We start from the raw sequence: 22,496 nt of genomic DNA, 5'->3' as shown, positions 1-22,496 counted from the left end.
ATCACCCTAAGATGTACTGGCCTTCTGTAGCGTTGAATTCCTCCGCAATCTTCAGGAACTCCTTAGCTTTCTCTTCGAGCACCTTTGTCATCGCTTCAGTGGTCCTCATCCCTGGGTTTTTCTCCATCAGCCTTATCACGGCCTTATCCTGCCATGAGACACTGAACATTGTGGTGTACTCGACGATGTGGATAGCTGGCTCATCATCGATGTAGTAAACTTTTGAAAATCCCTGGAGTTTGAAAAGGACAGCCATCTTTCCGTTCGGGTCTAAGCTGCTGAGAAACTCGATCATGTAGTGGATCCTGTACCTTGGATTTACAATCATCCTGAATTCGTCAAGGCTGCGGACCTGTTCAATCAGCATCCCAATCACCAAACTGGGTTAGTTTGGCATCATTCGGATGACACGAAGGGCGTTTCAGGTTCTCATGAGGTCTTTTGTGGACTCTGAAAGGGTTCTGCCACTTTTCCCATGGCTTCATTCGACATCAGCCTCCTCGTCCTCCTCAAACACTTCCTTGACTTCCTTGAGAATCGAGTCCATGATCTGAGCAGCTCGGAGCATGTTCGTTGCTGAAACCTGGATGAAAGCTCTGCTCCAGCAGCTTCCGATCCTGGTAACCTTTACCTCTATGCCATCCTCCATCAGAATCCTGATCTGGTGGTTATCTGCCTGAACACCTTTGAAGACTGATTCCGCTGCCAGGACATTGAAAATGGCGGCGTAGATCTTTGCGTAGGCTGGTGGCTCTTCTGGCTCTCTTGCGAATATCGACTTTTCCAGGCCAAAAAGCTTGAAGAAGTTCTCTGCATCCCTGTAAACCTGGTAGAACTGCCTGAGCTCAGCCATCAGGCATCAGCCTCCTCGAACCTCGCATGCTCACAGGCACAACCGCCCCAAATGCAGCTGTTGACGCTGCGATCACAGTCGGGCTTTGTGCAGTAGATTCGCATGACAAGCTTCATGCTTCACCTCCTTCAACAAGCAAATCCGCCCTTACAAAATCCCCCAACCTCGCATTCTCGCCAAGCTCAGGATAATACTGTCTCAGAAGCAGGTCTATTGCAGCCTCTATGGCTTTGCTTCGGTTCTTGAATTCTCCCTGCTCAACCAGCTCGTCGAGGAGATACAGGCGATCCATAGTCGTCTTGAAGGACACCACCATCTTCTGCTTCCGCAGCCACTTCAGAACGGAGCCGTTCAAGCCGAATCACCTCCTTCAAAAACCTCCACATCTCCATCTGCGTCTACAAAACTGCTGCCGTTGTTATTACTGAGGAACTTTGAAAGTCTCTTTTTGGCTTCTTCTTTCTCGATTTCGTCAATAAAACGCCTGACAAAATACCTTATCGCATCACTCATGCTATAGTATTTGCCAGATTTCTCAAGAGCCTCTTTGAAGGCTTTGTACTCCCTTTCCGTCAGGTATACTTGCACTTTCACTCTTCGCCCCTCAATTTTAACGCTTTCTGTTACATCACTCATAACGTTACTTACAACTAAATACATTTAAGTGTTTTGGTTAGATATAACGTTATGAGATACGTCATAGGTGGTGGTAAGATATGAAGCAAAAATTCGTGATCAAAGGTGATCGAGCTCAGCTCTGGTTGGATGGATACACTAAGAGGATTCTGGAGGAGCTGATGTCTACAGGAGATTTCAAATCTATATCTCAGCTTTTGCAAATTGCTGTAATTAACCTATACAAGGATTACGAAGCCAAAGGTAGACTAAAATCTAAACAGAAACCTGCAGAAGAAATCGCCGCCGAATTCGAATCATGGAGCGAAGAGGAGAAGAAGAAACGCCTACTCAAGGAAATAGATGCAGGTGAAGAGGACCTGATATGACCGAGGTTAAGTTCACCGATCATGCCAGAAAAAGACTCCAGGAAAGAGAAATACCCGAACAGGATGTTATTAATGCCGTAAAAGATCCGGATGATGTTTTGTTTGATGCTGATAAGGGAAACCTCGTTGCGGTGAAAAAGGTTGGTGATGTACATCTTATCGTGGTGTACGCCCCTTCCAGACCTCTCAGAATCATTTCCGTTATCCAGACCTCAAAGTTAAATATTGTTGAAAATAGAATAAGAAAGGGCAGGTGGGTAAGATTATGAAAGTTAGATACGACCCCGAAGCGGACATCCTCTACATCCTCATAAAGGATGGGAAGGTTAAGGACACCGAAGAAGTAGATGACGACATCTTCATCGAGTTTGGGGAAAACGGAGAAATTATGGGGATCGAGATCTGGCAGGCTGGAAAGCACATCGTTTCCGAGATCCTCAAGGTTGTGGAGATCGCCAAGAGATAAGCTGCTGGACTACGCTGAGTGGTATCTGTTCAGTGGATAAGCTTAATAAACGTAAATGTAAACATAAACTTGTATGCCAACCAAAACTATCACTATCACCCTTGAAGCTTATGAGAGACTTAAAAAGGAGAAAAGAAAAGGGGAAAGCTTCAGTGACGTCATAATCAGGCTGACTAAAAAGAAGAAAGACCTACTTGAATTTGCAGGGAAATGGAAGGATTCTGGAGATGAGATCGAGAAGGTAATACTTGAAGGCAGAAAGGAGTTTGACAGGCATGTTTTGTCTTGAAACAACCTTTTTAGTGGACTTGCTGAAAGGGAAGAAGAGGGCAATTGAAACCTACAAGAAAATTCGGGATTCAAAACTGTTCACGACGTCTATCTCTGCATGGGAGCTGATCCGAGGGCCCAAATTGGTAGGTAGGAAAAAGGAATTTGAAGATGCTCTTGAAATGCTCGAAAACATCGATATACTGCCCTTCTCTTTTAACTCGGCAAAAATTGCTGTCGAGGTGGAGAGACATTTAAGGGAGAAGGGCATGGAAATCAACTTGGTCGATGTGCTGATAGCATCCGTTGCAATTGAACACGGTCTGAAGCTCGTAACCAGAGATGAACACTTCAGCAGAATCAAGGGGCTTGAAGTCGTGAATTACTGAGACCTACTTCAGCAAATCGTGAAAGATAAAACCGCCCTTGCTTAATGATGAATCCTCACTACCCCTTTATATACTGACGAACTACTTCCTAATTTATGCCAGGAGAAGAGAATGGAAAAACGGAAAACGATTCTGGCGTCTTCGCCATTTGTTTAAAATGCGGTAACCGCTGGAAGGTAAGAAAGCTCGATGCGAAGAAGAGGAAATGCCCAGTATGTGGCAGCTATCGAACAGCTCTTGAATCCGATGCCTATTCCGGCTATTCCACGGTAGAAGAACAGGAGAATACTAAGAACAGCCATAGAATAAGCGAAGACGAGGAAGCAGCTGATTCAGATACGTCTATTCCAGCCTATTCCGGCTATTCTACCGAGGAGAATAACGGTTTTTCTGCAGAAAAACAGGAGAATAGCGTAGAAAAAGAGAAGAAGAGAATAGAAAAACGGGAGGAGAAAAAGAGAAAAAAGCAGGAGAAAAAGCCGAGGAGAAAAACCGACGATGAGATCATCGAGCTCGACGATGAAGCCATTGACGAGCTGATCAGCGAAGACGAGGACAAGAAGCTCAAAAAGAAAAGCAAGAAGGAAGAGAAATCCAGAAGCTGGCTCCTCTGGATAGCAGCAGCAATTTTCATCTTCGGCCTGCTATACTGGTTTCTTAGCAGCCTGGGGAGCAAAAAGTGCCGAGAAGCTTCTGAAAGGCAGCCAGAACAGGAACAGGAGCCAGATTTCGGAGGAGCAATACCGGGCCTTGTTTGAATGGCTTTTCGGTGATAGCTATGCTGAAGGAGCTGAAGGCTGCTGCAGCGGTTCTCGACTCGATAAAGCAGCTCTTAGAGAACACGGAGCTGAAGGAGAAGTGGCAGAAGGAGAAGAAGATCAAGGGCAGGCTGCTGATTGAGGGTTACGAGATCCAGTTTCTGATTAAGGAGGTGGAGTATGAAGATCGTGATTGAGTTTGATGAGAATGAGATCAAGAAGCTTCTGGAACTTTTAGCTCATCGAGATGATGAAATAAAGGAAAAATCGTCGGACCTGATTGATAACTTAAAACCGGAGAACTTGCCGAGGAAAATAGCGGAGAAGTTGGAGAGGCTGGAGAGCATTGCAAGGCTGGAAAGTAACGAGGCAATTGGCAAAGCCCCAAGATGGGACGAGGCGATTAGATGAGTGACGAGCTCGAATTCGAAAGCAAGGATATAACAGATGACATCATCCTGAAAGTCACAACCGACGAAGAGAAAGAGGATGCAGAAGCTGAAGAGGCCGGAGAAGAGAAGCCAGAAAAGATTCCAGAAGAGGACCATCCAGCCATAGCTCTTCTCGACCTGGCAGTCAAACAGTCGGTTGAGTTCTGCAAATCGCAAGGTTTGCCGGAGCCGAACATGGCAATATATGAGAACTTCAGCCGACCTTTTCTCAACAAAGCCTTCTGGCATTATCTGCCCGAAGGAGACCTGCCCGACGACCCGAAACTTGCTTTACTGCTCGGCATCGCAGGCCTGGGCTTCGCCTACATCCCGACGATTATGGCTTTCTGGAAGAAGCAGAAAGAGGAGGCTGAGGTTAAAGCTGAGAAGCAGGACCGTAAACCAAAACCGAAGCCAGTCCAGGAGAAAGAAGAACTCAGAGAAAAAGCCAGAGAGGCGGAGAAGGAGAAGCAGGAGCAGATGAAGCAGAACGAAGAGCTGCCGCCGATAGCCAAAAGGCTCCAATATGAGAGCTTCGCCGGAATTTAATCAGCTACAATTTATTTATCCTTGGGGATTCCTTGGGGTGGCCGGATGGACACAGCGGTAACATTCCCAGAGCAGTTCCGCTGGCTGGTAGCTGGCATCACGGGCAGTGGCAAAAGCTACTTCGTCGGCTGGCTTGCGGAGCAGTTGTATGAGCAAGATCGCAAGTGGATCATCCTTGACACCGATCCGAAGAACCACATAGGTCTCATAGCTTTACGCAGGGTTAAACTGCTCAAGATAAAGCCAGGATTGACCTACGACTGGTGGAAGGTTGCGGAGATGGAGAATCCCCTTCTCGTCATCCCTACCGAGGGTTTCCTTCGCAGGAATGGAGTAAGCAGCCTTATCGAGCACTACAAGACCCTGTTAGATGTCCTGTTTGCAGCAAGAAATCCGGTTGTGGTGTTCATCGAGGAGGCCCATTACTACCAGAAACATCCCTACGTTCCTGACAAAACCCTCGAACTGCTTGCCAGAGTAGGCAGAAAATACAGGATTAACCCTGTCTATATCACCCAGCGAATTCAGGACTTTCCGAAAATCATCTGGTCCAATTGCAGCAGAACCTACATCTTCAAGTGGACAATTCCACAGGATGTCAAGTACATTCGCAGTATGATTCCTGATTTTGAACATCTCAACAGGGAGCTGCAACGCTATGATGTTTTGGAGTTTGAGCATGCAAGCGGAGAGATCAGGATCATCCCGAGCTGGGCGATAAGGAGGAGGACGAGGCATTATGGGTAGGAGAAAACCGAGGATTTACAGAGTAAAAGTTGAAGAACTGGAGATTTGGTATACTGACAGAATCATCAACCACATAGCGAAGCATAATGTAAGGATTGACGAAGTTATAACAGCCCTTGCTGAGGGGAAGAAGATCTATCTTAGGCTTAAAAAAGGAAAAGACTGGGTAGCGATAGTTAAACATCCATACAGCGGAAGATATCTTACCGTCTTCCTCGAAAAAACGGGAAAGCATGAATTCAGGCTTAAGACGGCAAGAGATTCCACCAAGGTTGAGAGAAGACTTTTTAAGAGACGGTACTCATAAACCTATTAATGGATATTGAAATAGAAGAAAAAAGACTGGAAAAGTTGCTGAAAGAGGCTTTGGAGACTGGAGATTACGACATATATCTTATCGAGCCTGAGAAAGTTAGATTTGTCAAGGTTCCAGAGAAGGCAACCTTCGTCAGAGGTCACTACCGAACAGTAAACGGCAAGAGAGTTTACGTCAGGCCGCATTACAGGAATAAGCCCAATCCATCCAGAAGGAAGAAGTAACTCTTATAAATTTTCAAACCGAATTTTATTGTGCCTGTTAAAGGCTGGAGCCAGATTTCCGTCCGCAACCTGACCAGGAAGAAACTTGATCAAATCGCTGAAGACATCAAAGGTCCTGCAGACGAGAGGCTCAGCTACGATAAGGTGATCCGATTTCTAATTGAGTTCTACTTTCGCAATAAGAATTGATATTACCGATTTTACCAATCGTAAGATTTGAAGCAGCGATAAAAATTCTTCTCGGCTTTTGATTCCAGGACCTATGAGGAATCCTGCAGGAGTCAGTAACACCGAAACATCAAAAAACCGGCTTGCCTCATAATGAATCCTCACTACCCATTTATAAACTCCTGACCTATTTTCTCTTTTGGGTGGTAGTATGGACTGGGCAGTAGTTGTCGGGCTGATAGGATGCAGCCCCTTCTGGGCTGCGGCTGCAGTTGCAGCGTTCAGAACTCTTGGAGCACTATGGAACCCTGAGAAGAATTGAGGAGGGATGAAGGATGATAGACGTGGAGAAGGGGATTAAGAAAGCGATCAGCGTTGTCGTGCCCGTCGCTATAGGCGTCTTCATCGAAGGGGCATTTGACATCACTGGCAAGGTGAAGAAACTGCTTAAGCTGTGAGGTGATGGCCATGTACTCCAAAAAGAGAACTCTTGCCGAGAAAATAACCCTGAACAGCAAGAAGGTGAACCTGCCGAGAGATGCAGTTATAGACAAGATAATTCTTAAGGTGGCAATGACTTTGACAAATGGAGGAGCATCTTCGGTAAATGTTCCATACCAAGACATTCTTAAGGCTATTAGCGAAATAAGGGTTGTCAGTGATGGAAATACAGTTCACTATGCGCTTAACGGCCTTGACGTTGGAATTATGAATTACTACGACTACATGGGGATGCTTTACGAAATGGAGAACTTCCAGAACATGCTTTACCCAGGGATGAGCAAGACAATTGCTACAGGAGCTTCAGAAAATGTTACCTTCGTGCTCGTTCTTGATCAAGGCGATATTTTGGCGGTTGCAAAGAACAGCCTCGAACTTTCGATGGATTTCGAGACCTCGGTTTACACAGACGTTACCCTTGACTCTGTTGAAGTCACAATTACGCTGGAAGAGAACGTGATGACTCCACAGGAGTTTGTCAACAACTATGGAGCTAACCTCGAATATGCTGCTGAACCTAAGGTTGTGGCCATAACCAAGTCTTTCGATGCATCGGAGGAACTAAGAGAATTCTTGGATTTGCCAACTGGAACTTTGCTGAGAAGGGCAGTCATTCAGGTGTATGATAACAGCGATACTCTTGGAGGGGTTACGCCGGACAAAATCGGCATAGTGGTTACTACACCTGACAGAAGGGAGCTTTACACCTGCGACTTCGAAACGCTTGCTGACCTGAACATGAAAACCTACCGACCAATCTCTACAGTAAGCGGCGTTGTGATAATAGACTATGGGGCAGAGATAACCAACGACGTTTACGGGATCAGAGCCTGGAAGTTCAACAAAGGTGACTATCAGCTTGCAATAAAGAGTTCCAGCGGAGGAAAAGTCCGCTACATCAGCGTCGAGTATGTCGTGAACACCAAGACGTTCGACGCTGTGGAAAGGGCATTGGTAGAGGCCACCTAATTTTTATTTTTCAGAGCTATGTTCGACTGGCTCAGCTCTGTAGGCTCAGCAGTTAGCTCAGCTTTTTCCAGCGTAGCCGGTTCTATCAGTTCAGGAGTTTCAGCAATAGCAGAAACTGTAAGTCCGCAGAAATGGAGTCAGATCGGAAGACAAGTAATGGAAGATATTCAGAAGGCTGCTGGATATCCGAGAGGTAGAGCAGACAAATCTGAGGTGAGAAAACCTCCGCAAGCCGCACCGACAAGAAAACACATTCCCACAAGAATCCGAAGATTGTCAAAAGTCCACAAAAGCGATGCAGCAAAAAGAGCATACTACAGGAAGCATGGAACCTCCACTTTGAGAAAGGCAGGGGTTGATCTGAACAAAAGGGCAAGGAGGAGTTACGAATCTCCTGAGGTAAGAAAACCAGTCCCAAAAACAAAACCGTTTAAGCTGCCGGAGATCAAGCTTCCTGTTAGTTTAGTGCAGGCTGCAAAGAAGGTTAAGATTCCGGAAGTCAAGCTGCCAGTGGAGACCAAGGAAAAGCCTTTCACAGTCCAGAACCCGATTGATGTCGTCATCGAAGCAAGGAACAAAGCTTACGAGATTGGAGCTTCCGAAGCCGTTAAGGGGTTCCAGAAGGGAGATGTTGTTAGGGCAGGGGCTGGAGCAGGAGTTTTTGCAGGAACCGCAGCTGCAGACGTTGCTCTGCCGCTCGATCTTGCAAACGTTACCAACAAGGTTCTGACCGGCAGGATGAACGAGCTTGACTTGGAGGACTGGTTGTGGGCAGGGGTTGATGCTCTTGCTATTGGTGCAGGTGTTCTTACCGCTGGACTGGGTTATGCAGGGGTCAAGGGGTTGAAAGCTGCACTTAAGGGAACAAAGGTCGTCGGGGAAGCCGGAAAGATGGCCAAAGAGATCGGAAAAGCTGGAAAGATTGTTTCCGAAGCTGGAGAAGTTGGTAAGGTTCTGAAAGGTGGTGAGGAGATGGGAAAGTTTTCTGGTTTGTTTAAGGGTTTTGAAGCCCTGAAATTTGAGAAGGGATTGAAGCTACCGGAGATGCCGCATTTCAAAGTTCCAGACATAAAACCCAAAGTTCCAATTGAGCTTGAAGCTTACTACGGTAAGTTCCTGAGGAAACCAGAACTACCGCATTTCAAGCCAAGATTCAAGCCCGAATTCAAGCTGTCAGAGTTCAAGCCCAGATTCAAGCCAGAGCCGAAGTTTCTGAAGTTCAAGAAAGCTCCTGAACTTCCAAAACTGACGAAGACTGAAGAAGCTTTCAAATCGGTTAAAGGCGTCGAGGCCTTCGAGGAGGCAAAAGTGGCGAGGTTCACCGAGCCGCTTAAAGGAGAGATCAAGACAGCCGGAACCATTCTTGAAGAAGCTGGAAAATCAGCGAAGCTGAGCAGGGAGATCGAGGCTGTGAGCAAGGGTGGAAAGCTTAGCAAGCTGAGAGGTGCATTGAAAGGGGCAACTACGTATGCGGCGGTTGGACTTGGTGGAGCTGCTTTGATGTACTCTGCAGTAAAAGGTCAGCTCCAAGAGGCCGAGGAAAGGGAGAAAGAGTTACTCGAGTACATCAAGCAGCTTGAGGAGAAGCTGAAGAAGTACGAGAACATGGTCAACAACGGTCAAATGCCTGTTGACGAATACCTCAGCTACTACCTTGCCTACCTACAGCAGATGCTGGATCAACTCTACAATGCCTACGTTCAAGGAATGATGAGCTATGATGAATACATCAGCCAGCTTTACGACTACGTCAACGGCTACCTTGAGGAGCTGAACAGGCAGTACGAGAAGGGAATGCTCAGCCTGCAGGACTACATTGCTTATCTGGAGGACTATCTGAACTACCTGAATCAGCTTTACAGCCAGGGTTACATCGATGATAACGATTACCAGGAACTCTATGACCAGATAATGAAGGAGTTGCAGGATGCCCTTAACGAGTACTACAGCCAGTACGGAGAATATCCTGCAGGCTACGAGCAGTATGCAGGAGAAGGAAGGTACTTCGAGCCTGCTTATGGTGAGTTCTTTGCTCCTGTCGAGTATGCGGCCCAAGACCTTACGAGGATCCTTGACGACATTCCAGTTGTAGGTGGAGTTTTCAAGGAGGCGAGAAAGCACGGCCTGGCTTTCCCTGCCGTTCTCGGATTCGCCGGTCTGACAATTGCAGGAGGCTACTATCTGTTTGCGAAGAAGAAGCTGCACAAGAAGGTGGGAATATGAGCCTCTACAGCGGTCTTGTCGAGGCTGTTAAATCGATAAAGGAGGCTAAGGCCGTTGAAGGCGTCAAGGACGTCAAAGGGATGCTTAGGAAGCTCGGTCATGCCGGCGGAGAGGTCCGCAGAATCACGATAGAGATGGGCAGCAAGGTTGCAAGATCAAAGCTTGCCAAGTACGCAGCCTATCCCGTCGCTATTGGTGGTGGGATAGGGGCTGGCACATACCTGGCAACGAGGGGAATTGCAGAAGGTACGAAAGAGGTAGGGGAAGGAATAAGGAAAGGATTTGGCTTTAGCGACGTTAAGAAGGCTACTCAGACCCTTAGCGGCGTTGCCATGCTGCTCATCCTGCTGCTCGGCGGTCTGTTTGTCTATGAAAGGTTAAGGGGGAAGAGGAGATGATGGACGGAGCCGTAATAACCGGGCTTCTGGGGGCCATAACCGGGCAGTACCTGCTCCTGATCAAGATCTACACGAAGCTGACGCAGATCAAGGCGGAGTTCAAAGCCTGTCCGCAGCATCGCCTTATTTTCAACAACAACGGTGGTTGAAATGGCCCAAGTCAAGAAGGCCAAGATTTGCCAGCGGAAGGGAAAACGTTTGGTCTGCAGGGAGATAAAGATCAAGTCCGATGTATGGCCGGATGGAGCTTTCGATAGCTATGAGAAGCTGCTGAAGGCTGCGAAGAGGATGGTGAAGAAAGACGGTTATGCTACCGTCATCCGCCGCCTGAATATCGTCAGAATCTGGAACAAGAACAGGAATCCGAGGCTGGCCAAACGGGTGGAGAAGGTCATGGCGAAGCTTCGCAGGTTGCATGCAAGAGATGAGATATGATAGCCGTGAAAGCCGGTTTGGGATTGCTTGGGGAGGAATATCCGCATCTTGAAGAGGAGGCTGAACAGTGTCCACATCTTGCGGAGGAGCTTGAAAAATGCAGGTGGCTTAACCTGTTGCTTTTACTCCTGCTCATTCTGCTCCTGCTTTACCTGATTTACGAAAAAAGAAAAGGTGGTAATAATGGTGGACGAAGAGCTGATTGAAAGATTGTTTCAGGAGATTTACGAAGAAAAACAGCTGCTGAAAGAAATAAGCTACAAGCTGCAGGGAGACGAAGACCTGTTTCTGGAGTTTCCAGATAAGCTTGAGGAATACCTGCTCGGAACAGAGCCTTCCGAGGGAAAAGAATGGGATTACGAGAAAGAGATCGTGGTTAACAAGAAATTAATGTTTCTTGAATATAGGGTAGGAAGTGGTTATGCAGTGATCTACAGAAATGGAGAACCATTTGCCTTCTTCGGCAGCGAAGGAGAACAGGACACAGGATTTATCCAGTTCAAGGACGGGGTTTATTTTGAGACATTGAAAGTTTGCTATAAAACAACAATCCCAACAGAAGGAGGTGCTCGCTGGTCTATCAAGATGGTTTTTAGCTGATTTTTCTTTTTTACTGTGTGAACTACCCTTGCTTACGCAAGGGGACTTAGCAGCAACAACAAGTTAAAATCTTAGCTATTTTTTCAAAATCGAGCCATTCTGGGATTGGGTTAAAATTTCTGCCAACCGTTTCCATGTAATGACCTATGAGTTCATCAGGAGTGTACTTTCTATATATTTCCGAGACATTCAAAGCCTTCTTTCTGCCAGCTTTTACTTCGATTCCAAGACTTTCGAGAACCTCTTTTAATCTCCTTGATTCTTCAATCGCCTTTTTAAGCTCAGCTTCGTCATGGCCCATTATTGCAATTCTCCTCAGGTCATCAATGCCGTAATCCGTCCAGTATTTGGTCGCAAAGTTCCTCAACTGATTCATCCTTACCTTTGCGTTAATTTCAGTTTTTATTTTCCTGTAACTGGTTTCACTGAAGGGTTTTTCAGGATAAAGCTCAATCAAAAGTTCGAGAAATGGTTTAATCTTGGGATGGATCGGTATGGGTCTCTCTGCCTTTGTTTTTGTGGCTTTAGCTGGAATGATATAATACCCCACTTCCATTCCCTTCTCGATCCATGCGGATTTCGTTCTGTCTATTTCCCTTGGCCTTTTACCAGTCGTTATACCGTACAGTATCGTCACGAGGTTTCTGAAATATTTCTTAGCAGTGTTTTTGCTATTGACATTCAGAATTGCATCATAATATATCTTCAAGTCTTCTTCGATGTCTTTCCAGCTTATTGCAGCTTTCTCTCCTTCTTCTGCAAAGGTCCTCTTTATCTTAGGACTTCTATAGCTTAAACTATCGGCCCATCCCTTCAAAATCGGGTCAGTCCACTTGTTGGCCCAGTAGTTTAGGAAATCTTTTACATATCTCAGCGGCGTTGAGGATGTAAGGGTGTTTACGTACTGGTTGAACTGTATTATTGAATCGTAGTCGATTTCAGCATATATACTCTCAATAGTTTTTCTTTTCCCGACCTTCACTTTTACGTTGTGTCCAAAATCCCTCAAGAACTGTGCAACCTTGTTTTTTATCCCCCTGACTGTTTCCTCAGCTGTGTGACTCTTGGCATTCTTGATGAATTCATAAATTTCTTTCTCTGTAAATATATATTTATGTCCATCTTTTTTGTAATCGCTTTGATTTTCGATTACAGCTCTTAATGATTCGTAATCACCAGGTCGCGGGTTCAAATCCCGCCGGCGGCTTGCCTTTTCTGGGGTTTGGAAGATTTTAGTTGCAGAACCTGTTGTTTCTGATTTTTTGCACAGATCAAAAGAGCTGCTGGATATAGCAATCGAGAACGATGCGATTCTGGTAACGAGGGACAGATATTTCGGCAGAATTGAAGGGTTTTGAGGTAATCGAATATTGAACTCCAAACCAACTTTGCTTCATAATGAATCCTCACTATCCATTTATATTCTCCTACCCTACTAATTTATGCCAGGAGAAGAGAATGAAAAACGGATGATGTCAGATTTTGGATAGCAGATTACTGCATGACAGCAACGTCAATTAGTTCCTCCTTTTCAAGCTCTTCAAATGATTTCAGCATAGATTCGAAGTTTTTGAACCACTCGTCAATGGATTTTCTGGCTATCCTCTTGAATTCTTCAAACTCAACTGGATAGTATAGATATTTATACCCCCCACTCTTCAGAATTCTGTATTCTCTCTTGACAAGCCCTTTGTCCATTAAATTTCGAAGCGACTTGTAAACTGTGCTTTCATCTTTTTTGAGTGATTCAGCAACAAATTCAACATCATTCCCGGGATTTTTAAGCAAAAGTAGATAAATGTCCATGTCGAGGCACGAAATGTCGAGGGCACACTTTAATACACATTTGAGATGGGGTTCACACGACTGGCTCATTCTATCACCATGGTGTTTTTAGACTGTAAGGAATTTATTAATTTTCCAATTTAGCTTTTAAAGTGGCTTTTAAAGTCCTCAAAAATAAATAGTAAGACAATATTATGCCAACTGTCATCAGCCCTAACCCTGGCTCGACGAAGTATTGAAGCCAGAAGTTGTTGTAGGGATTTGGAGTATATGGCTGAGCGGGATTTGCGAGCATGTAGAGGTTTATAGTGGAGGTTGCAAGTAGCAAGCCAGCAATGGTAATCCAGCCAGCAAGTGCAGCAATCTTCGATTTTGTCATCGTAAGATAGGCGAGTAGCAGAACTGTTCCCCAGAACACGAGTAGGATGTGCCAGTGCCCGATGTTGTATGCCAGCTCAGCCCAATCCCACACCTCCGCCCTGAACTCTGGGTTGAAGAACCTTGGTTTTCTGAGACTGATGGCAACTATAGCTCCGGGAATTGCAACAAACGCCCAGATCCAAATGTTTCCAAGTTTCAAACACCAGTTCAGCACACCATTCGGGCTTTTGATATCGTAGCTGGCGGTTTTGAAGGATAGCATGAGGGTGCCGAAGATTAGGGTGAGTGCTGCAGGTGTAATTATGAGATGTGCTGTCTTTCCAAAGAACCACACAGCATAGGATGCGAGGGCCATTACTGTTTCGCCAAAGATGACAGCATATGTCGAAATCTCTGTCCACCTCCCAGGCTTTACGTCCAGCATTTTCACTGAGATCAGAAATATGAGAGCGAGCGAGAGGGCTATCATCGCGTGAAGATGACCTGTCATTGCTCTCCAGACTACGTTCTCTTCTGCAAAATCGGGATTAAATCTGCTCTGAATTTTGGATTCAAGAAAGCTCTCCGCAGTACTGTGGTCTATGAAGCTGCTCCCCACCCATCCGCCTATGAGTGCTCCACCCAGCAGCAAAATACCGGCAACTATTATCGCCCAGTCTAACAAACTTTTTCCTTGGAGCCTCAAAAGTGCGAAAAGTATGAGGAGGCTTGCAGAAAAAGCAACGGCTAATCCTGCGACAAAAAGGCCGTGCCAGAAAAAGGTATGTTCGATGTAAGAGTAGGTAATGGCTCCTATGACGACCATCAAAGTCCCGAGAAGCATGAGGTTGAGTGCGTCAACATTTAAGCCGTATTGCCTGACAATCAGTGCTATTGTGCCGTAGATCAATATGACAAAGATGGCATGGTAGTAGTGTGTAACTCTCGTAAGAAACAGCTCTGCCATTTCAGGATTAGAGTTGATTATCTCAGCAGCTCCGTTTGAGTATCTGGCACCCGGCAACTCCTCAGGCATCCCTACCAACTTCCTGAAATCCTTAAAGGGTGGCGAGAGCAGAACACCAAACCCTATGATTACTACAGCTACTGTGAAAGCGATCAGCATGTGATGTTCCGCCCGCATTCTGTCACCTCACTCGCAGCAACCCAGTCCCTTACTCACATAGAGCCCAGCAGCCATCACGAAGGCTGAGAGGAAGAGTAGAGGATGAAGCAAGAACACGACAGTTTCGAAGGGTAGTAAAGGCTTCCCTGCCATTAGCGTTGCCAAAGCCAAGCCGCCAAGCGATATCAGCAAACCGCCAACACTGACTATTATCGCCGCAGCGGAAACTTGCCTTGTTGCTGCAAAGATCAGAGGCAAAAGCACGATAACGATTCCAGAAACGGAGTGGACCAACACTCTTGGAATTTTTGTCAATCCCTCGCCGCCAACGGCTATAAGAGTTAGCATTAGAATTACAAATGCAAAGTAGTGCTTCCAATACTCGCTCCTACTCGCAATTATTCCGGTAGCAAGCAGTCCTGGATACAGAGAACCAAGATAGGGGGTCACTGAAAGCTGCAAAGCATTCAAACCCATCGTTGCAAGGGCTATCGTTATTATCAAGAAGCAAAACGCTGAGATTGTCCAGAGAATTGCTGCCACATGTCTCGTCCTCGAATAGAGTATAGCCGATACACCCAAAAGTGCTAAAGCTGAAATAACCGTCACCCAATCCTCGCCGGGAAACATGCCTATCACCATTTTAGATCGGTTGTGGGTCGCACATTACCTTTTTCCCGAAAATATTTGGAGTCGTGTATTGAATACAAAATAATTTAACATAGCAAAATTTAAGAAATAGTTGAGCACATTGTAAAGGGGGATGGAGAATGAAGAAACGTCGAGTATTATCAGTCATCTTTTTGGTTTTCCTTCTACTTGTGGTTTACGGTTTATACGACAATATCCACCCGAGAATTGACGCTAAACCGAACCATCCGGATAAAGACTGGGATCACGGACCACTTATTCACCTTATTCCAACAGCATCCCATAACAGGATAATAATAAAAGCATCCTTTTACAAACCTTTCTCGGAGCCTCCCAGAATAGCAATTGGAGATAGAACAGTTGATGGTGTAATGACTGACACCAAGGGCTATTTCTGGCTCTTTGACATCCAAAATCTGGAACCGAACACAACTTACACACTCGTGATTCAGGATGCCACTGGCAAAGACCTCACAGACCCGTGGACCATTAAGACACTCCCACATCCTAACTCCACACCCAAGCACCTCAGAATATTGATATTTACCGGTTCTGGAGGACATGACGTCTACCAGACGTGGCTGTTTAAACAACACTTACCAATAGATGTCAGACAGAGGTTGCTCAACCGGGCTCTATCCTTCAAACCAGACATAGTCATTTCGAGCGGGGATCAGATATACTATGATCTGGTTTACGGGATAAGCGCAAAGGGACAGGGCCAGCTCATGAGATCAATTTCCTACGCAAGAAAATTTGACTTCAACAAACCTGTTCTGGGAACTGAAAACGAGGAGGTTTTGAAGAAGGCTGTTGGACCTCAGGTTGCCTATCTTTTCGGCACGGCACTGAAGTCTACGCCTGCCTACTTCTTGCTGGATGATCACGACTACTTTGAGAACGATGAGGCGATAAAGGAGGACAAGTTCTGTAAAATCTGCCTTTTGCTCCAGATTCTAACTTTAAACGCTCCAAATCCATATATAAAGGCAGGAATTTCATTCCCACCAGACAGGTTCCATCTTGAACTTGCAAGAGCTGCACAGTATCTCTTCCTCCCAGAACTCATTCCGATGGTTGAACCCCCTGCCAGCCTTCCCAGCTACGACTCTCCGGACAGGCCTAAGAAAACTTCGGAGTGCACTTATGGAGTAATAAGGTGGGGTAAACTTTTTGAGGGATTGCTTTACGAGAGTAGGCGTTACGTCACGCTGAACGGAAGTGAAGCCTACATGATCCATCCAGTGGCAGAAGAGTGGATTGAAGATAGGATGAAGAAAGAAGAGGCAATATGGGTTGTTAACATCCCAGCCACAGTCTTTGGCTGGAGTGCTGGGAAGTGGATGGAATGGTATCCAGATGTGTGCTGCGAGGATGGGAAGCTGACGACCAAGGAAGAAAAATACATGTGGCAGAGCGGATGGTTTGAGCAGCATAACAGAATACTGAAAGCCGCAAGCTCCATGAAGCAGACACCGGTATTTCTATGTGGTGACTTACACGCCCAGGCATATGGGATTATATCGCGAACCGGTGAACTCGACCTGAGCAAAAATCCTGTCCATGTTGTTGTCACAGGTCCTCTTGGAACTGACGAGTGGGGATTCCCATCAAAATTCAGAAATGTTCCACCTCAAGTACCAGAAGCCGTCGAAATGGTCGAGAAACTTAAGCCGGTAGAGAAGGACGGTTTTGCCTTGGTAGACATAACTCCAGAAAAAATGACAATAAGGCTCTTTGCATGGAGTTCGAAGGAACCTGTGGAGAAAATAGATAGCCTTCAACCCTACTATACAATTGAAATTCCGTCAAATAAACATCTCTCTAATTAGTTGCTCCGCACCCTCACTGTCACCAAAGTATAGAACCTCCCCACCAACGAGAATACAGGTTTTATCCGACATAAGAAAAATCTCGTCAAGTTCGTCGTGGGTAACAACCACAACTCCACACTTCTTGGAGAGGCTGTAAATCAGGTTTATCACCCTCACCCTCAAGTCTTTGTGAAGACCTTGAAAAGGTTCGTCGAGGAGCAGATACTTCGGTTTTGATATAAAAGCCCTTGCCAAAACCACCATCTGCCTCTCTCCACCACTCAACTTTCCTGCTTTTTTCTTGGCCAGTGGTCTAAGCTCGGGGAAGATTTCTAAAGCCTCCTGAAAGTCCCCTGAAATAGACACGTTCTCCTCCACAGTCAAATTCTTTGCAACTCTCAACCTCTCCGGTGCCAGAGTTATACCCATTTTAAACCTCTCAGAGGGTTTCAGGTTTGTAATTTCCACATCATCGAGGAAAACTCTTCCCTTAAACTCCATCAAGCCCATAATGCATTTCAGCAAACTCGACTTTCCGCTGCCGTTCGGACCGGCAACAAGCATTATCTCTCCCCTCTCCAAATAGCAGGTAATATCTCTCAAAATCTTCCTCCCGTTAAGCTCCACTTTAACTCTATCGGCCCTCAGCAATTCTTCCACCCCTCATCTCGTAGCTAATATCAACAACGTCCCTCAGCAGCTTCATTCTGTGGGCGGTAACAATGGCATCCACACCTTCTCGCTTTATTTTTCTCAAAATCCTTCTCACCCTTTTTGCATTCTCCACGTCAAGTCCTGAGAATGGTTCATCGAGAAGCATGAGTTTCGGCTGCGTTGCCAAGGCTCTTCCGATTTCCAACAATCTAAGCTCACCTTGGGACAGCATACCGGCCTTTAAATTCACTTTATTCCTGAGACCAACAAACTCACAGATTTCCATTGCCGACTCTATCGCCTCCCTGTAGCTCTTCCTCAAAAGGAATGGAGTAGCCACGTTTTCAAGCACAGTCATATTCTTGAAGGGTCTTGGAATTTGGTAAACGATTGAAATGCCCATCTTTGCTATCTCTTCAGGAGCTTTTCCTGCTATATCCTTCCCCTCAAACACAACTCTACCACAATCTGGTCTCTCGATTCCTGCAATTATCTTGAGCATCGTTGACTTTCCGCTGCCGTTCGGACCGTATATTCCGGCAAATCCACTCTCAAGCTTGAAGTTGATGCTCCTCAGCACCACATTTCCGTTGTAAACCTTTGATACGTCAATCAACTGAAGCACTCCACCACCCCTTTAGCTTGGGAGAAAGTATCAGCACAGCAGCGTAGAGAAGAAGGTGTGCCTCGGGCAAAATTCCTGAAAAAGCTCTGGAGACAATTACAACCGTGTAGCTACCGACGACTGGGGAAAGCCACCTATTACCCGCGATGAGACTGGCAACGAAGGGTAAAAGAGCTACCTCAACGGAAAAAATTTCGGGTGAGACATGACCAAAATAGAGAAGGTAGCACAGACCAGCAACTGTTGCAGTAATAACGGATATCGTAAAGCTTACGATTCTAATTTTGAAGGCGTCAATACCAATGCTTCTCGCCGCAATCTCATCATCCCTAACAGCCTCAATTTTCAGTCCGAGTCCCGATTTTCTGATGAGGGCAAAGGAGGCAAAGAAGAGCAACAACATCGAAGAGGATAGCAAGTAGCTTTCCCATATTCCGATGGACTGGAAGGAGAATCCTTCCTCACCACCGACAATTTCCCCATTTACACTGAGAGTTATGTAATGGGAGAGATACCAGAATACAACTGCGGTGATGAAGGACGTGAAGACAAATTTCTCCCTCCCGGAGAGGGATAGAGCTGCGAACAGGAGAAGCGACAGTAAAAAAGCCAGAATGAGAAGGGTCGGATTAATCGCTAAAGCATATGCAGCGATGCCGAAGGGTATTGAGTGTGCAAGACTCGCCCATCCAGCCTCCTTTTCCATGAAAAACCAAGATAGTGACAGGATAGAGTAAATGACGGCTATTGTGGCAACTGAAACGACAAAACTGCTTCTAAGAAGTAGAGGGAGCAGGAGTATGGTTAGGATAAGTATAAAGTCCTTCTTCAGGGCAACCACCTCAGTATCGCGGTGTAGGCTAAGGCGATCGGAAGGGTAAGGACATACTTCCTCAACCCTACATTACCCGCTGACGCAGCAATTGCAGCGATTATCACCGCCGTGACCATACTGTTCCATCCCATCGAAGGGGATAGGGATTGAGTTGGCGCCAAAACTGCTCCGGAAAGGCAGATAAAGCTGGAGGAAATTGAAATGGTGAGATATCTAATTTTCGATGTATCAATTCCATACATCTCCGCCAGCTCCCAATCATCCTCCACAAACTTTAATTCAAACCCCCTTCTCGAAAGGAGGATGGCTGCAAAAGTTAAAAATAACATGGCAAGCATAGCCCCGTTCAGCACTTCATGGATACTTACTGCCTCACCGAGCAATTCCACGTAACTGGTTTCCATTACCTGATAGTAGGAGGTTCTGTAGAAAAGTCTCAGAAACTCCTCAATGGCTATGGCAAAACCGAGTGATACAATAGTTGCTTCAGCAACTGATAGCTTTCTCGTTGCAGCTGACACTATCGCCCCCATGATTCCTCCAGAAATGAGGGCAAGCAGCAGTGCAGAGAGTGGGCTAAAGCTGAAATAGAGATAGGCTCCGAGGGTGAAAATGGAGGCAAAAGAGAGGTTCAGCACTCTGCCAATTTTGTAGTTCAGAATTACGACAGAGGCAAAAAAAGATAAAAAAATTGCTGTTAAAAGTGCCGAGATCATTTCATCCACAGAACTTCCGAAGTTGCGAATTCAGGTGGATAAAGAACCTTCACTTCTCCTCCGACAAACTCACCAATGGTGCCCTTGAGCTCCTCACTACCCCACACTGCTTGGTGTAAGTCATTGAACCTGTAAATTCCTGCTGCACCTTTGAATTCTTCCGACAAAAGAGTTTCCATGAGTTTATCTTTGCCTCCTTTCACGAAGGCTTGGGATAGAATCATAATCGAGTCGTAGGTCAGCAGACCAGCGTAGTTGTTCGCATCCTCTCCATACTCTTTTCTGTAGTCCTCAAAGTATCTCTTGGTCATATCCGTCTTATCAGTCTCCTCTAACGCAGCAGCCTGAAATACCGTGTATTCTGCGTTCAGTTTTTTCAGGGTTGGGGGCAGGGCAAGGGCACCACCGACTGAATATATCAGCCCTCTACCACCGTTTGCCCTATACTCCTTTAGGAAATTTATCGAAATTCCACTTGGATCGCCGAGAATGATAACATCCCTATCGCCCGCCATCTCCGCAATTTGTCTTGCAACATTCCTGTAATCTTCAGGAGCAACACTGGGTGATTTGTAGTAAACCTCCACCTCCGGATCACCGTAGAGGGATTTGATTGATTTGAGCATCCCCTGATTGAAGGTCTTTAAGGGGTCGTATCCTACAAAGTAGTACCTCTCGGGCTGGGAGAGTCTTAGAAATTCCGCTGCCAGCACTCCCCAGTAGGTGGTGTTGTATGCAACTCTGAATACGTATCTATTACCCTCAGCAACCTTTTTCTCTATCGCTCCGGTGGAGGCAACGCTGACGAGGTAAACAACCTTACTATCTCCTGCAGCGTCCGCAACAACCATGGCCTGTGGGCTTGAGTATGCGCCAACGACAGCATCCACATTCTGAGAGACAAGGTAATCGAAGGCCGTTTTGGCCTTTTCTGGTGTGTCACCACAATCTGCGAAAACGAGTTCGATGTTGCCAGCATGCTTTGCCGCGAGTTCTGCAGCGTTTTTCATCGCAACTCCAGATGTCGAGTATATCCCCGTCTCAGGGATAAGCACGCCTATTTTTATTTTCTTTTCAGTCTGCTCAGCAGGTTGAGTGCAGCCCAGCAGCAAAAATACTAAAAAAATCGCCAAAAGCCTCCACTTCACTCTCTGTCCCTCCTGAATTCAGCTTTCCTTTTCTCCACAAAGGCTTTTATCCCCTCCTCAGCATCTGGAGAAGAGAAGGAAAGGGCGAATAAATCCCTCTCATACATTATTCCATCTCTCAACCCCATTTTGAAGCCCCTGTTGACTGCCTGCTTAACCAAAGCGATCGCATATGGAGACCTACTCTTAATGACTTCTGCCATCTTTCTTGCCTCATCCATCAGCTTCTCATGTTCAACCACTCTGTTAACCAATCCGAGCCTGTAGGCTTCCTCAGCTGAAATTCTCTCTCCCGTCAGGCACATTTCCATTGCCTTCTTCCACCCTACAATCCTCGCCAATCTTTGCGTCCCTCCTGCGCCGGGGATAATGCCGAGATTTATCTCAGGCTGCCCAAAACTGGCTTTTTCGCTTGCTATTATGATATCACAAGCCATCGCTATCTCACACCCGCCTCCAAGGGCGAAACCGTTTATTGCGGCAATCACTGGAACCTCAAGGTCCTCCATCTCCTCGAGAACCTTTCCGAGTTCCTCTATCGTGCTTCTCGCCACAAAATGGGATGATTCGGAAAACATCTTTATGTCCGCCCCTGCACAGAAAGCCTTGCCCTCTCCAGTCAGCACCACAACCCTTACACTTTTGTTCCTCTTTGCGTATTCTACAACCTCTTTTAACCCTTCTACAAAATCTCTGTTGATTGCGTTCAGAGCTTCGGGCCGATTGAATTTCACCCAAAGAATCTCGTCCTCTTCTCTATACTCCACCGCCGCCATTCTTTCACGTCCTGTAGCTCTTAGGCATTCCGAGGATGTGCTCGGCTATGAAGTTTAGAGCCATCTGCTGCGTTACTGGAGCTAATCGGATGAGGTTGATCTCTCTCCACCACCTCTCAACATCATACTCCTTCGCATAACCGTATCCACCGAAGGTTTGCATTGCCCAATAGACTGCTTTTATTCCAGCCTCAACTGCAACTGCCTTCGCCATATTCGCAGCAGCTCCAACTTCCCTGTAATGTGCCCCCTGATCAAACAGCGTTGCAGCCTTGAAGTTCATAAGCTTCGCACATTCCAGCGTTGCATAGGCTTCAGCTAAGGGGAACTGCAAGCCCTGGTAGCTCCCAATTGGGTCAGCAAAGACCTTCCTCTGCTTTGAATACTCAACCGCCTTGCTTATCGCAAGTCTGCTTATTCCTATCGCAGCTGTCGTGAAGCTCATTCTCTCAGGATTGAGGGTGTCGAGCAGATGATACCATCCACCATCCAGTGGAGGTATTAAGGCATTTTCAGGCAGCCTCAAATTGTTGAAACTAACTTCACACGTCTTGGAGTAATTTATTCCATGCTTGGGGATTGGATTCACCTTTACAGCATCATTCGGTAGATCGGCGAGGAACAGGCTTATGCCGTGCGTCTTCTTCTCCACCTTTTCTCTCGGGGTCGTTCTGGCGATTATCAGCATACCCTTCGCCCTATCAG

General features: G+C 46.2%; 38 protein-coding genes. 22 read left to right on the top strand and 16 right to left on the bottom strand.

Annotation, left to right across the window (positions count from 1 at the left end; genetic code table 11):
• Position 1: 1 nt before the first annotated feature.
• The 5 genes from BP688_RS01285 to BP688_RS01265 form a co-directional block, all read right to left on the bottom strand.
• Entirely contained in the window at positions 2-367 is a 366-nt protein-coding gene (locus tag BP688_RS01285) for a hypothetical protein (protein WP_290595863.1), read from the bottom strand.
• Entirely contained in the window at positions 357-485 is a 129-nt protein-coding gene (locus tag BP688_RS01280; RefSeq protein ID WP_290595861.1) for a hypothetical protein, read from the bottom strand. The genes BP688_RS01285 and BP688_RS01280 overlap by 11 nt, the downstream gene beginning before the upstream one ends.
• Positions 482-853, bottom strand: a complete 372-nt coding sequence (locus tag BP688_RS01275) for a hypothetical protein (RefSeq protein WP_290595859.1) — start codon at positions 851-853, stop codon at positions 482-484. Before BP688_RS01275 ends, BP688_RS01280 begins: the two co-directional genes overlap by 4 nt.
• A 112-nt stretch (positions 854-965) precedes the next feature.
• On the bottom strand, positions 966-1,208 hold the full coding sequence (locus BP688_RS01270; protein ID WP_290595857.1) for a ribbon-helix-helix domain-containing protein: 243 nt from the start codon (positions 1,206-1,208) through the stop codon (positions 966-968).
• Complete coding sequence (locus BP688_RS01265) at positions 1,205-1,489, bottom strand: hypothetical protein (protein WP_290595855.1); 285 nt, start codon at positions 1,487-1,489, stop codon at positions 1,205-1,207. The genes BP688_RS01270 and BP688_RS01265 overlap by 4 nt, the downstream gene beginning before the upstream one ends.
• A gap of 80 nt (positions 1,490-1,569) precedes the next feature.
• Between BP688_RS01265 and BP688_RS01260 the strand changes: the two genes are divergently transcribed.
• The 21 genes from BP688_RS01260 (at position 1,570) to BP688_RS01160 (ending at position 11,301) form a co-directional block, all read left to right on the top strand.
• A complete protein-coding gene (locus BP688_RS01260) occupies positions 1,570-1,857 on the top strand; it encodes a hypothetical protein (protein WP_290595853.1) in 288 nt (95 codons plus the stop codon).
• A complete protein-coding gene (locus BP688_RS01255; RefSeq protein ID WP_290595851.1) occupies positions 1,854-2,126 on the top strand; it encodes a DUF4258 domain-containing protein in 273 nt (90 codons plus the stop codon). The genes BP688_RS01260 and BP688_RS01255 overlap by 4 nt, the downstream gene beginning before the upstream one ends.
• Positions 2,123-2,323, top strand: a complete 201-nt coding sequence (locus BP688_RS01250; RefSeq protein ID WP_290595849.1) for a DUF2283 domain-containing protein — start codon at positions 2,123-2,125, stop codon at positions 2,321-2,323. The genes BP688_RS01255 and BP688_RS01250 overlap by 4 nt, the downstream gene beginning before the upstream one ends.
• A 73-nt stretch (positions 2,324-2,396) precedes the next feature.
• Positions 2,397-2,612, top strand: a complete 216-nt coding sequence (locus tag BP688_RS01245; protein WP_290595847.1) for an antitoxin VapB family protein — start codon at positions 2,397-2,399, stop codon at positions 2,610-2,612.
• The gene (locus tag BP688_RS01240) at positions 2,599-2,982 is read left to right on the top strand and encodes a type II toxin-antitoxin system VapC family toxin (protein ID WP_290595845.1); all 384 of its coding nucleotides are present in this window, start codon (positions 2,599-2,601) and stop codon (positions 2,980-2,982) included. Before BP688_RS01245 ends, BP688_RS01240 begins: the two co-directional genes overlap by 14 nt.
• A gap of 95 nt (positions 2,983-3,077) precedes the next feature.
• Positions 3,078-3,740 (top strand): hypothetical protein, encoded by a 663-nt coding sequence (locus tag BP688_RS01235; protein ID WP_290595843.1) that lies wholly within the window; start codon positions 3,078-3,080, stop codon positions 3,738-3,740.
• 11 nt (positions 3,741-3,751) lie between these two features.
• Positions 3,752-3,937 (top strand): hypothetical protein, encoded by a 186-nt coding sequence (locus BP688_RS01230; RefSeq protein WP_290624475.1) that lies wholly within the window; start codon positions 3,752-3,754, stop codon positions 3,935-3,937.
• A complete protein-coding gene (locus BP688_RS01225; protein WP_290595841.1) occupies positions 3,921-4,151 on the top strand; it encodes a hypothetical protein in 231 nt (76 codons plus the stop codon). The genes BP688_RS01230 and BP688_RS01225 overlap by 17 nt, the downstream gene beginning before the upstream one ends.
• Positions 4,148-4,720 (top strand): hypothetical protein, encoded by a 573-nt coding sequence (locus BP688_RS01220; RefSeq protein ID WP_290595839.1) that lies wholly within the window; start codon positions 4,148-4,150, stop codon positions 4,718-4,720. The genes BP688_RS01225 and BP688_RS01220 overlap by 4 nt, the downstream gene beginning before the upstream one ends.
• A 45-nt stretch (positions 4,721-4,765) precedes the next feature.
• Positions 4,766-5,467: a helicase HerA domain-containing protein gene (locus BP688_RS01215; RefSeq protein WP_290595837.1), complete on the top strand. Its 702-nt coding sequence runs from the start codon at positions 4,766-4,768 to the stop codon at positions 5,465-5,467.
• Positions 5,460-5,774 carry a hypothetical protein gene (locus BP688_RS01210; protein ID WP_290595835.1) on the top strand — a complete coding sequence of 105 codons (315 nt, stop codon included), beginning with the start codon at positions 5,460-5,462 and terminating at the stop codon, positions 5,772-5,774. Before BP688_RS01215 ends, BP688_RS01210 begins: the two co-directional genes overlap by 8 nt.
• A gap of 8 nt (positions 5,775-5,782) precedes the next feature.
• A complete protein-coding gene (locus tag BP688_RS01205; RefSeq protein WP_290595833.1) occupies positions 5,783-6,007 on the top strand; it encodes a hypothetical protein in 225 nt (74 codons plus the stop codon).
• A 30-nt stretch (positions 6,008-6,037) separates the two neighbouring features.
• Positions 6,038-6,196: a hypothetical protein gene (locus tag BP688_RS01200; protein WP_290595832.1), complete on the top strand. Its 159-nt coding sequence runs from the start codon at positions 6,038-6,040 to the stop codon at positions 6,194-6,196.
• 314 nt (positions 6,197-6,510) lie between these two features.
• Positions 6,511-6,633 (top strand): hypothetical protein, encoded by a 123-nt coding sequence (locus BP688_RS01195; protein WP_290595830.1) that lies wholly within the window; start codon positions 6,511-6,513, stop codon positions 6,631-6,633.
• A 10-nt stretch (positions 6,634-6,643) separates the two neighbouring features.
• On the top strand, positions 6,644-7,645 hold the full coding sequence (locus tag BP688_RS01190; protein ID WP_290595829.1) for a hypothetical protein: 1,002 nt from the start codon (positions 6,644-6,646) through the stop codon (positions 7,643-7,645).
• A gap of 18 nt (positions 7,646-7,663) precedes the next feature.
• Positions 7,664-9,868 carry a hypothetical protein gene (locus BP688_RS01185; RefSeq protein ID WP_290595827.1) on the top strand — a complete coding sequence of 735 codons (2,205 nt, stop codon included), beginning with the start codon at positions 7,664-7,666 and terminating at the stop codon, positions 9,866-9,868.
• Complete coding sequence (locus tag BP688_RS01180) at positions 9,865-10,266, top strand: hypothetical protein (RefSeq protein ID WP_290623177.1); 402 nt, start codon at positions 9,865-9,867, stop codon at positions 10,264-10,266. The genes BP688_RS01185 and BP688_RS01180 overlap by 4 nt, the downstream gene beginning before the upstream one ends.
• Positions 10,263-10,415, top strand: coding sequence for a hypothetical protein (locus BP688_RS01175; protein ID WP_290623175.1), 153 nt, complete (start codon positions 10,263-10,265; stop codon positions 10,413-10,415). Before BP688_RS01180 ends, BP688_RS01175 begins: the two co-directional genes overlap by 4 nt.
• Position 10,416: 1 nt before the next feature.
• Positions 10,417-10,701, top strand: coding sequence for a hypothetical protein (locus BP688_RS01170; protein ID WP_290595824.1), 285 nt, complete (start codon positions 10,417-10,419; stop codon positions 10,699-10,701).
• On the top strand, positions 10,698-10,907 hold the full coding sequence (locus BP688_RS01165) for a hypothetical protein (protein WP_290595822.1): 210 nt from the start codon (positions 10,698-10,700) through the stop codon (positions 10,905-10,907). Before BP688_RS01170 ends, BP688_RS01165 begins: the two co-directional genes overlap by 4 nt.
• Positions 10,885-11,301 carry a hypothetical protein gene (locus BP688_RS01160; RefSeq protein ID WP_290595820.1) on the top strand — a complete coding sequence of 139 codons (417 nt, stop codon included), beginning with the start codon at positions 10,885-10,887 and terminating at the stop codon, positions 11,299-11,301. The genes BP688_RS01165 and BP688_RS01160 overlap by 23 nt, the downstream gene beginning before the upstream one ends.
• Before the next feature lie 46 nt (positions 11,302-11,347).
• Here the strand turns inward: BP688_RS01160 and BP688_RS01155 are convergent, their stop codons facing one another.
• The 4 genes from BP688_RS01155 to BP688_RS01140 form a co-directional block, all read right to left on the bottom strand.
• The gene (locus tag BP688_RS01155; RefSeq protein WP_290595818.1) at positions 11,348-12,493 is read right to left on the bottom strand and encodes a site-specific integrase; all 1,146 of its coding nucleotides are present in this window, start codon (positions 12,491-12,493) and stop codon (positions 11,348-11,350) included.
• Positions 12,494-12,795: 302 nt separating this feature from the next.
• Positions 12,796-13,176: a helix-turn-helix domain-containing protein gene (locus BP688_RS01150; protein ID WP_290623173.1), complete on the bottom strand. Its 381-nt coding sequence runs from the start codon at positions 13,174-13,176 to the stop codon at positions 12,796-12,798.
• A 37-nt stretch (positions 13,177-13,213) separates the two neighbouring features.
• Positions 13,214-14,590, bottom strand: coding sequence for a hypothetical protein (locus BP688_RS01145; RefSeq protein WP_290595814.1), 1,377 nt, complete (start codon positions 14,588-14,590; stop codon positions 13,214-13,216).
• Between the two features lie 9 nt (positions 14,591-14,599).
• Positions 14,600-15,214 carry a hypothetical protein gene (locus BP688_RS01140; RefSeq protein WP_290595813.1) on the bottom strand — a complete coding sequence of 205 codons (615 nt, stop codon included), beginning with the start codon at positions 15,212-15,214 and terminating at the stop codon, positions 14,600-14,602.
• A gap of 128 nt (positions 15,215-15,342) precedes the next feature.
• Here BP688_RS01140 and BP688_RS01135 point away from each other — a divergent pair, with 128 nt between their 5' ends.
• Positions 15,343-17,055, top strand: coding sequence for a metallophosphoesterase family protein (locus BP688_RS01135; protein WP_290623171.1), 1,713 nt, complete (start codon positions 15,343-15,345; stop codon positions 17,053-17,055).
• Here BP688_RS01135 and BP688_RS01130 read toward each other — a convergent pair.
• The 7 genes from BP688_RS01130 to BP688_RS01100 all read right to left on the bottom strand — a co-directional run.
• A complete protein-coding gene (locus BP688_RS01130) occupies positions 17,032-17,697 on the bottom strand; it encodes an ATP-binding cassette domain-containing protein (RefSeq protein ID WP_290595811.1) in 666 nt (221 codons plus the stop codon). The genes BP688_RS01135 and BP688_RS01130 overlap by 24 nt on opposite strands.
• On the bottom strand, positions 17,672-18,316 hold the full coding sequence (locus BP688_RS01125; RefSeq protein ID WP_290623169.1) for an ATP-binding cassette domain-containing protein: 645 nt from the start codon (positions 18,314-18,316) through the stop codon (positions 17,672-17,674). The genes BP688_RS01130 and BP688_RS01125 overlap by 26 nt, the downstream gene beginning before the upstream one ends.
• The gene (locus tag BP688_RS01120) at positions 18,300-19,157 is read right to left on the bottom strand and encodes an ABC transporter permease subunit (protein WP_290595807.1); all 858 of its coding nucleotides are present in this window, start codon (positions 19,155-19,157) and stop codon (positions 18,300-18,302) included. Before BP688_RS01120 ends, BP688_RS01125 begins: the two co-directional genes overlap by 17 nt.
• Positions 19,145-19,867, bottom strand: a complete 723-nt coding sequence (locus BP688_RS01115; RefSeq protein ID WP_290595938.1) for an ABC transporter permease subunit — start codon at positions 19,865-19,867, stop codon at positions 19,145-19,147. The genes BP688_RS01120 and BP688_RS01115 overlap by 13 nt, the downstream gene beginning before the upstream one ends.
• Positions 19,864-21,015, bottom strand: coding sequence for an ABC transporter substrate-binding protein (locus BP688_RS01110; protein ID WP_290595805.1), 1,152 nt, complete (start codon positions 21,013-21,015; stop codon positions 19,864-19,866). Before BP688_RS01110 ends, BP688_RS01115 begins: the two co-directional genes overlap by 4 nt.
• Complete coding sequence (locus tag BP688_RS01105; protein WP_290623167.1) at positions 21,012-21,791, bottom strand: enoyl-CoA hydratase/isomerase family protein; 780 nt, start codon at positions 21,789-21,791, stop codon at positions 21,012-21,014. Before BP688_RS01105 ends, BP688_RS01110 begins: the two co-directional genes overlap by 4 nt.
• A 4-nt stretch (positions 21,792-21,795) precedes the next feature.
• On the bottom strand, positions 21,796-22,496 hold a 701-nt coding region (locus BP688_RS01100), incomplete at its 5' end, for an acyl-CoA dehydrogenase (RefSeq protein ID WP_290623165.1).

It is taken from the genome of Archaeoglobus sp. UBA230, assembly GCA_002507545.1.
Lineage (GTDB): Archaea > Halobacteriota > Archaeoglobi > Archaeoglobales > Archaeoglobaceae > Archaeoglobus.
The sequence above is the reverse complement of the archived record's forward strand: the minus strand, read 5'-3'. Positions and strand labels throughout refer to the sequence as shown.

Bases quoted from the DNA above. Each gene is read 5' to 3' on its own strand.
- BP688_RS01285 (WP_290595863.1), bottom strand. From the start codon at position 367: ATGCTGATTGAACAGGTCCGCAGCCTTGACGAATTCAGGATGATTGTA.
- BP688_RS01280 (WP_290595861.1), bottom strand. From the start codon at position 485: ATGAAGCCATGGGAAAAGTGGCAGAACCCTTTCAGAGTCCACAAAAGA.
- BP688_RS01275 (WP_290595859.1), bottom strand. From the start codon at position 853: ATGGCTGAGCTCAGGCAGTTCTACCAGGTTTACAGGGATGCAGAGAAC.
- BP688_RS01265 (WP_290595855.1), bottom strand. From the start codon at position 1,489: ATGAGTGATGTAACAGAAAGCGTTAAAATTGAGGGGCGAAGAGTGAAA.
- BP688_RS01260 (WP_290595853.1), top strand. From the start codon at position 1,570: ATGAAGCAAAAATTCGTGATCAAAGGTGATCGAGCTCAGCTCTGGTTG.
- BP688_RS01255 (WP_290595851.1), top strand. From the start codon at position 1,854: ATGACCGAGGTTAAGTTCACCGATCATGCCAGAAAAAGACTCCAGGAA.
- BP688_RS01250 (WP_290595849.1), top strand. From the start codon at position 2,123: ATGAAAGTTAGATACGACCCCGAAGCGGACATCCTCTACATCCTCATA.
- BP688_RS01245 (WP_290595847.1), top strand. From the start codon at position 2,397: ATGCCAACCAAAACTATCACTATCACCCTTGAAGCTTATGAGAGACTT.
- BP688_RS01240 (WP_290595845.1), top strand. From the start codon at position 2,599: ATGTTTTGTCTTGAAACAACCTTTTTAGTGGACTTGCTGAAAGGGAAG.
- BP688_RS01235 (WP_290595843.1), top strand. From the start codon at position 3,078: ATGCCAGGAGAAGAGAATGGAAAAACGGAAAACGATTCTGGCGTCTTC.
- BP688_RS01225 (WP_290595841.1), top strand. From the start codon at position 3,921: ATGAAGATCGTGATTGAGTTTGATGAGAATGAGATCAAGAAGCTTCTG.
- BP688_RS01220 (WP_290595839.1), top strand. From the start codon at position 4,148: ATGAGTGACGAGCTCGAATTCGAAAGCAAGGATATAACAGATGACATC.
- BP688_RS01215 (WP_290595837.1), top strand. From the start codon at position 4,766: ATGGACACAGCGGTAACATTCCCAGAGCAGTTCCGCTGGCTGGTAGCT.
- BP688_RS01210 (WP_290595835.1), top strand. From the start codon at position 5,460: ATGGGTAGGAGAAAACCGAGGATTTACAGAGTAAAAGTTGAAGAACTG.
- BP688_RS01205 (WP_290595833.1), top strand. From the start codon at position 5,783: ATGGATATTGAAATAGAAGAAAAAAGACTGGAAAAGTTGCTGAAAGAG.
- BP688_RS01195 (WP_290595830.1), top strand. From the start codon at position 6,511: ATGATAGACGTGGAGAAGGGGATTAAGAAAGCGATCAGCGTTGTCGTG.
- BP688_RS01190 (WP_290595829.1), top strand. From the start codon at position 6,644: ATGTACTCCAAAAAGAGAACTCTTGCCGAGAAAATAACCCTGAACAGC.
- BP688_RS01185 (WP_290595827.1), top strand. From the start codon at position 7,664: ATGTTCGACTGGCTCAGCTCTGTAGGCTCAGCAGTTAGCTCAGCTTTT.
- BP688_RS01180 (WP_290623177.1), top strand. From the start codon at position 9,865: ATGAGCCTCTACAGCGGTCTTGTCGAGGCTGTTAAATCGATAAAGGAG.
- BP688_RS01175 (WP_290623175.1), top strand. From the start codon at position 10,263: ATGATGGACGGAGCCGTAATAACCGGGCTTCTGGGGGCCATAACCGGG.
- BP688_RS01170 (WP_290595824.1), top strand. From the start codon at position 10,417: ATGGCCCAAGTCAAGAAGGCCAAGATTTGCCAGCGGAAGGGAAAACGT.
- BP688_RS01165 (WP_290595822.1), top strand. From the start codon at position 10,698: ATGATAGCCGTGAAAGCCGGTTTGGGATTGCTTGGGGAGGAATATCCG.
- BP688_RS01160 (WP_290595820.1), top strand. From the start codon at position 10,885: ATGGTGGACGAAGAGCTGATTGAAAGATTGTTTCAGGAGATTTACGAA.
- BP688_RS01150 (WP_290623173.1), bottom strand. From the start codon at position 13,176: ATGAGCCAGTCGTGTGAACCCCATCTCAAATGTGTATTAAAGTGTGCC.
- BP688_RS01145 (WP_290595814.1), bottom strand. From the start codon at position 14,590: ATGCGGGCGGAACATCACATGCTGATCGCTTTCACAGTAGCTGTAGTA.
- BP688_RS01140 (WP_290595813.1), bottom strand. From the start codon at position 15,214: ATGGTGATAGGCATGTTTCCCGGCGAGGATTGGGTGACGGTTATTTCA.
- BP688_RS01135 (WP_290623171.1), top strand. From the start codon at position 15,343: ATGAAGAAACGTCGAGTATTATCAGTCATCTTTTTGGTTTTCCTTCTA.
- BP688_RS01115 (WP_290595938.1), bottom strand. From the start codon at position 19,867: ATGATCTCGGCACTTTTAACAGCAATTTTTTTATCTTTTTTTGCCTCT.
- BP688_RS01105 (WP_290623167.1), bottom strand. From the start codon at position 21,791: ATGGCGGCGGTGGAGTATAGAGAAGAGGACGAGATTCTTTGGGTGAAA.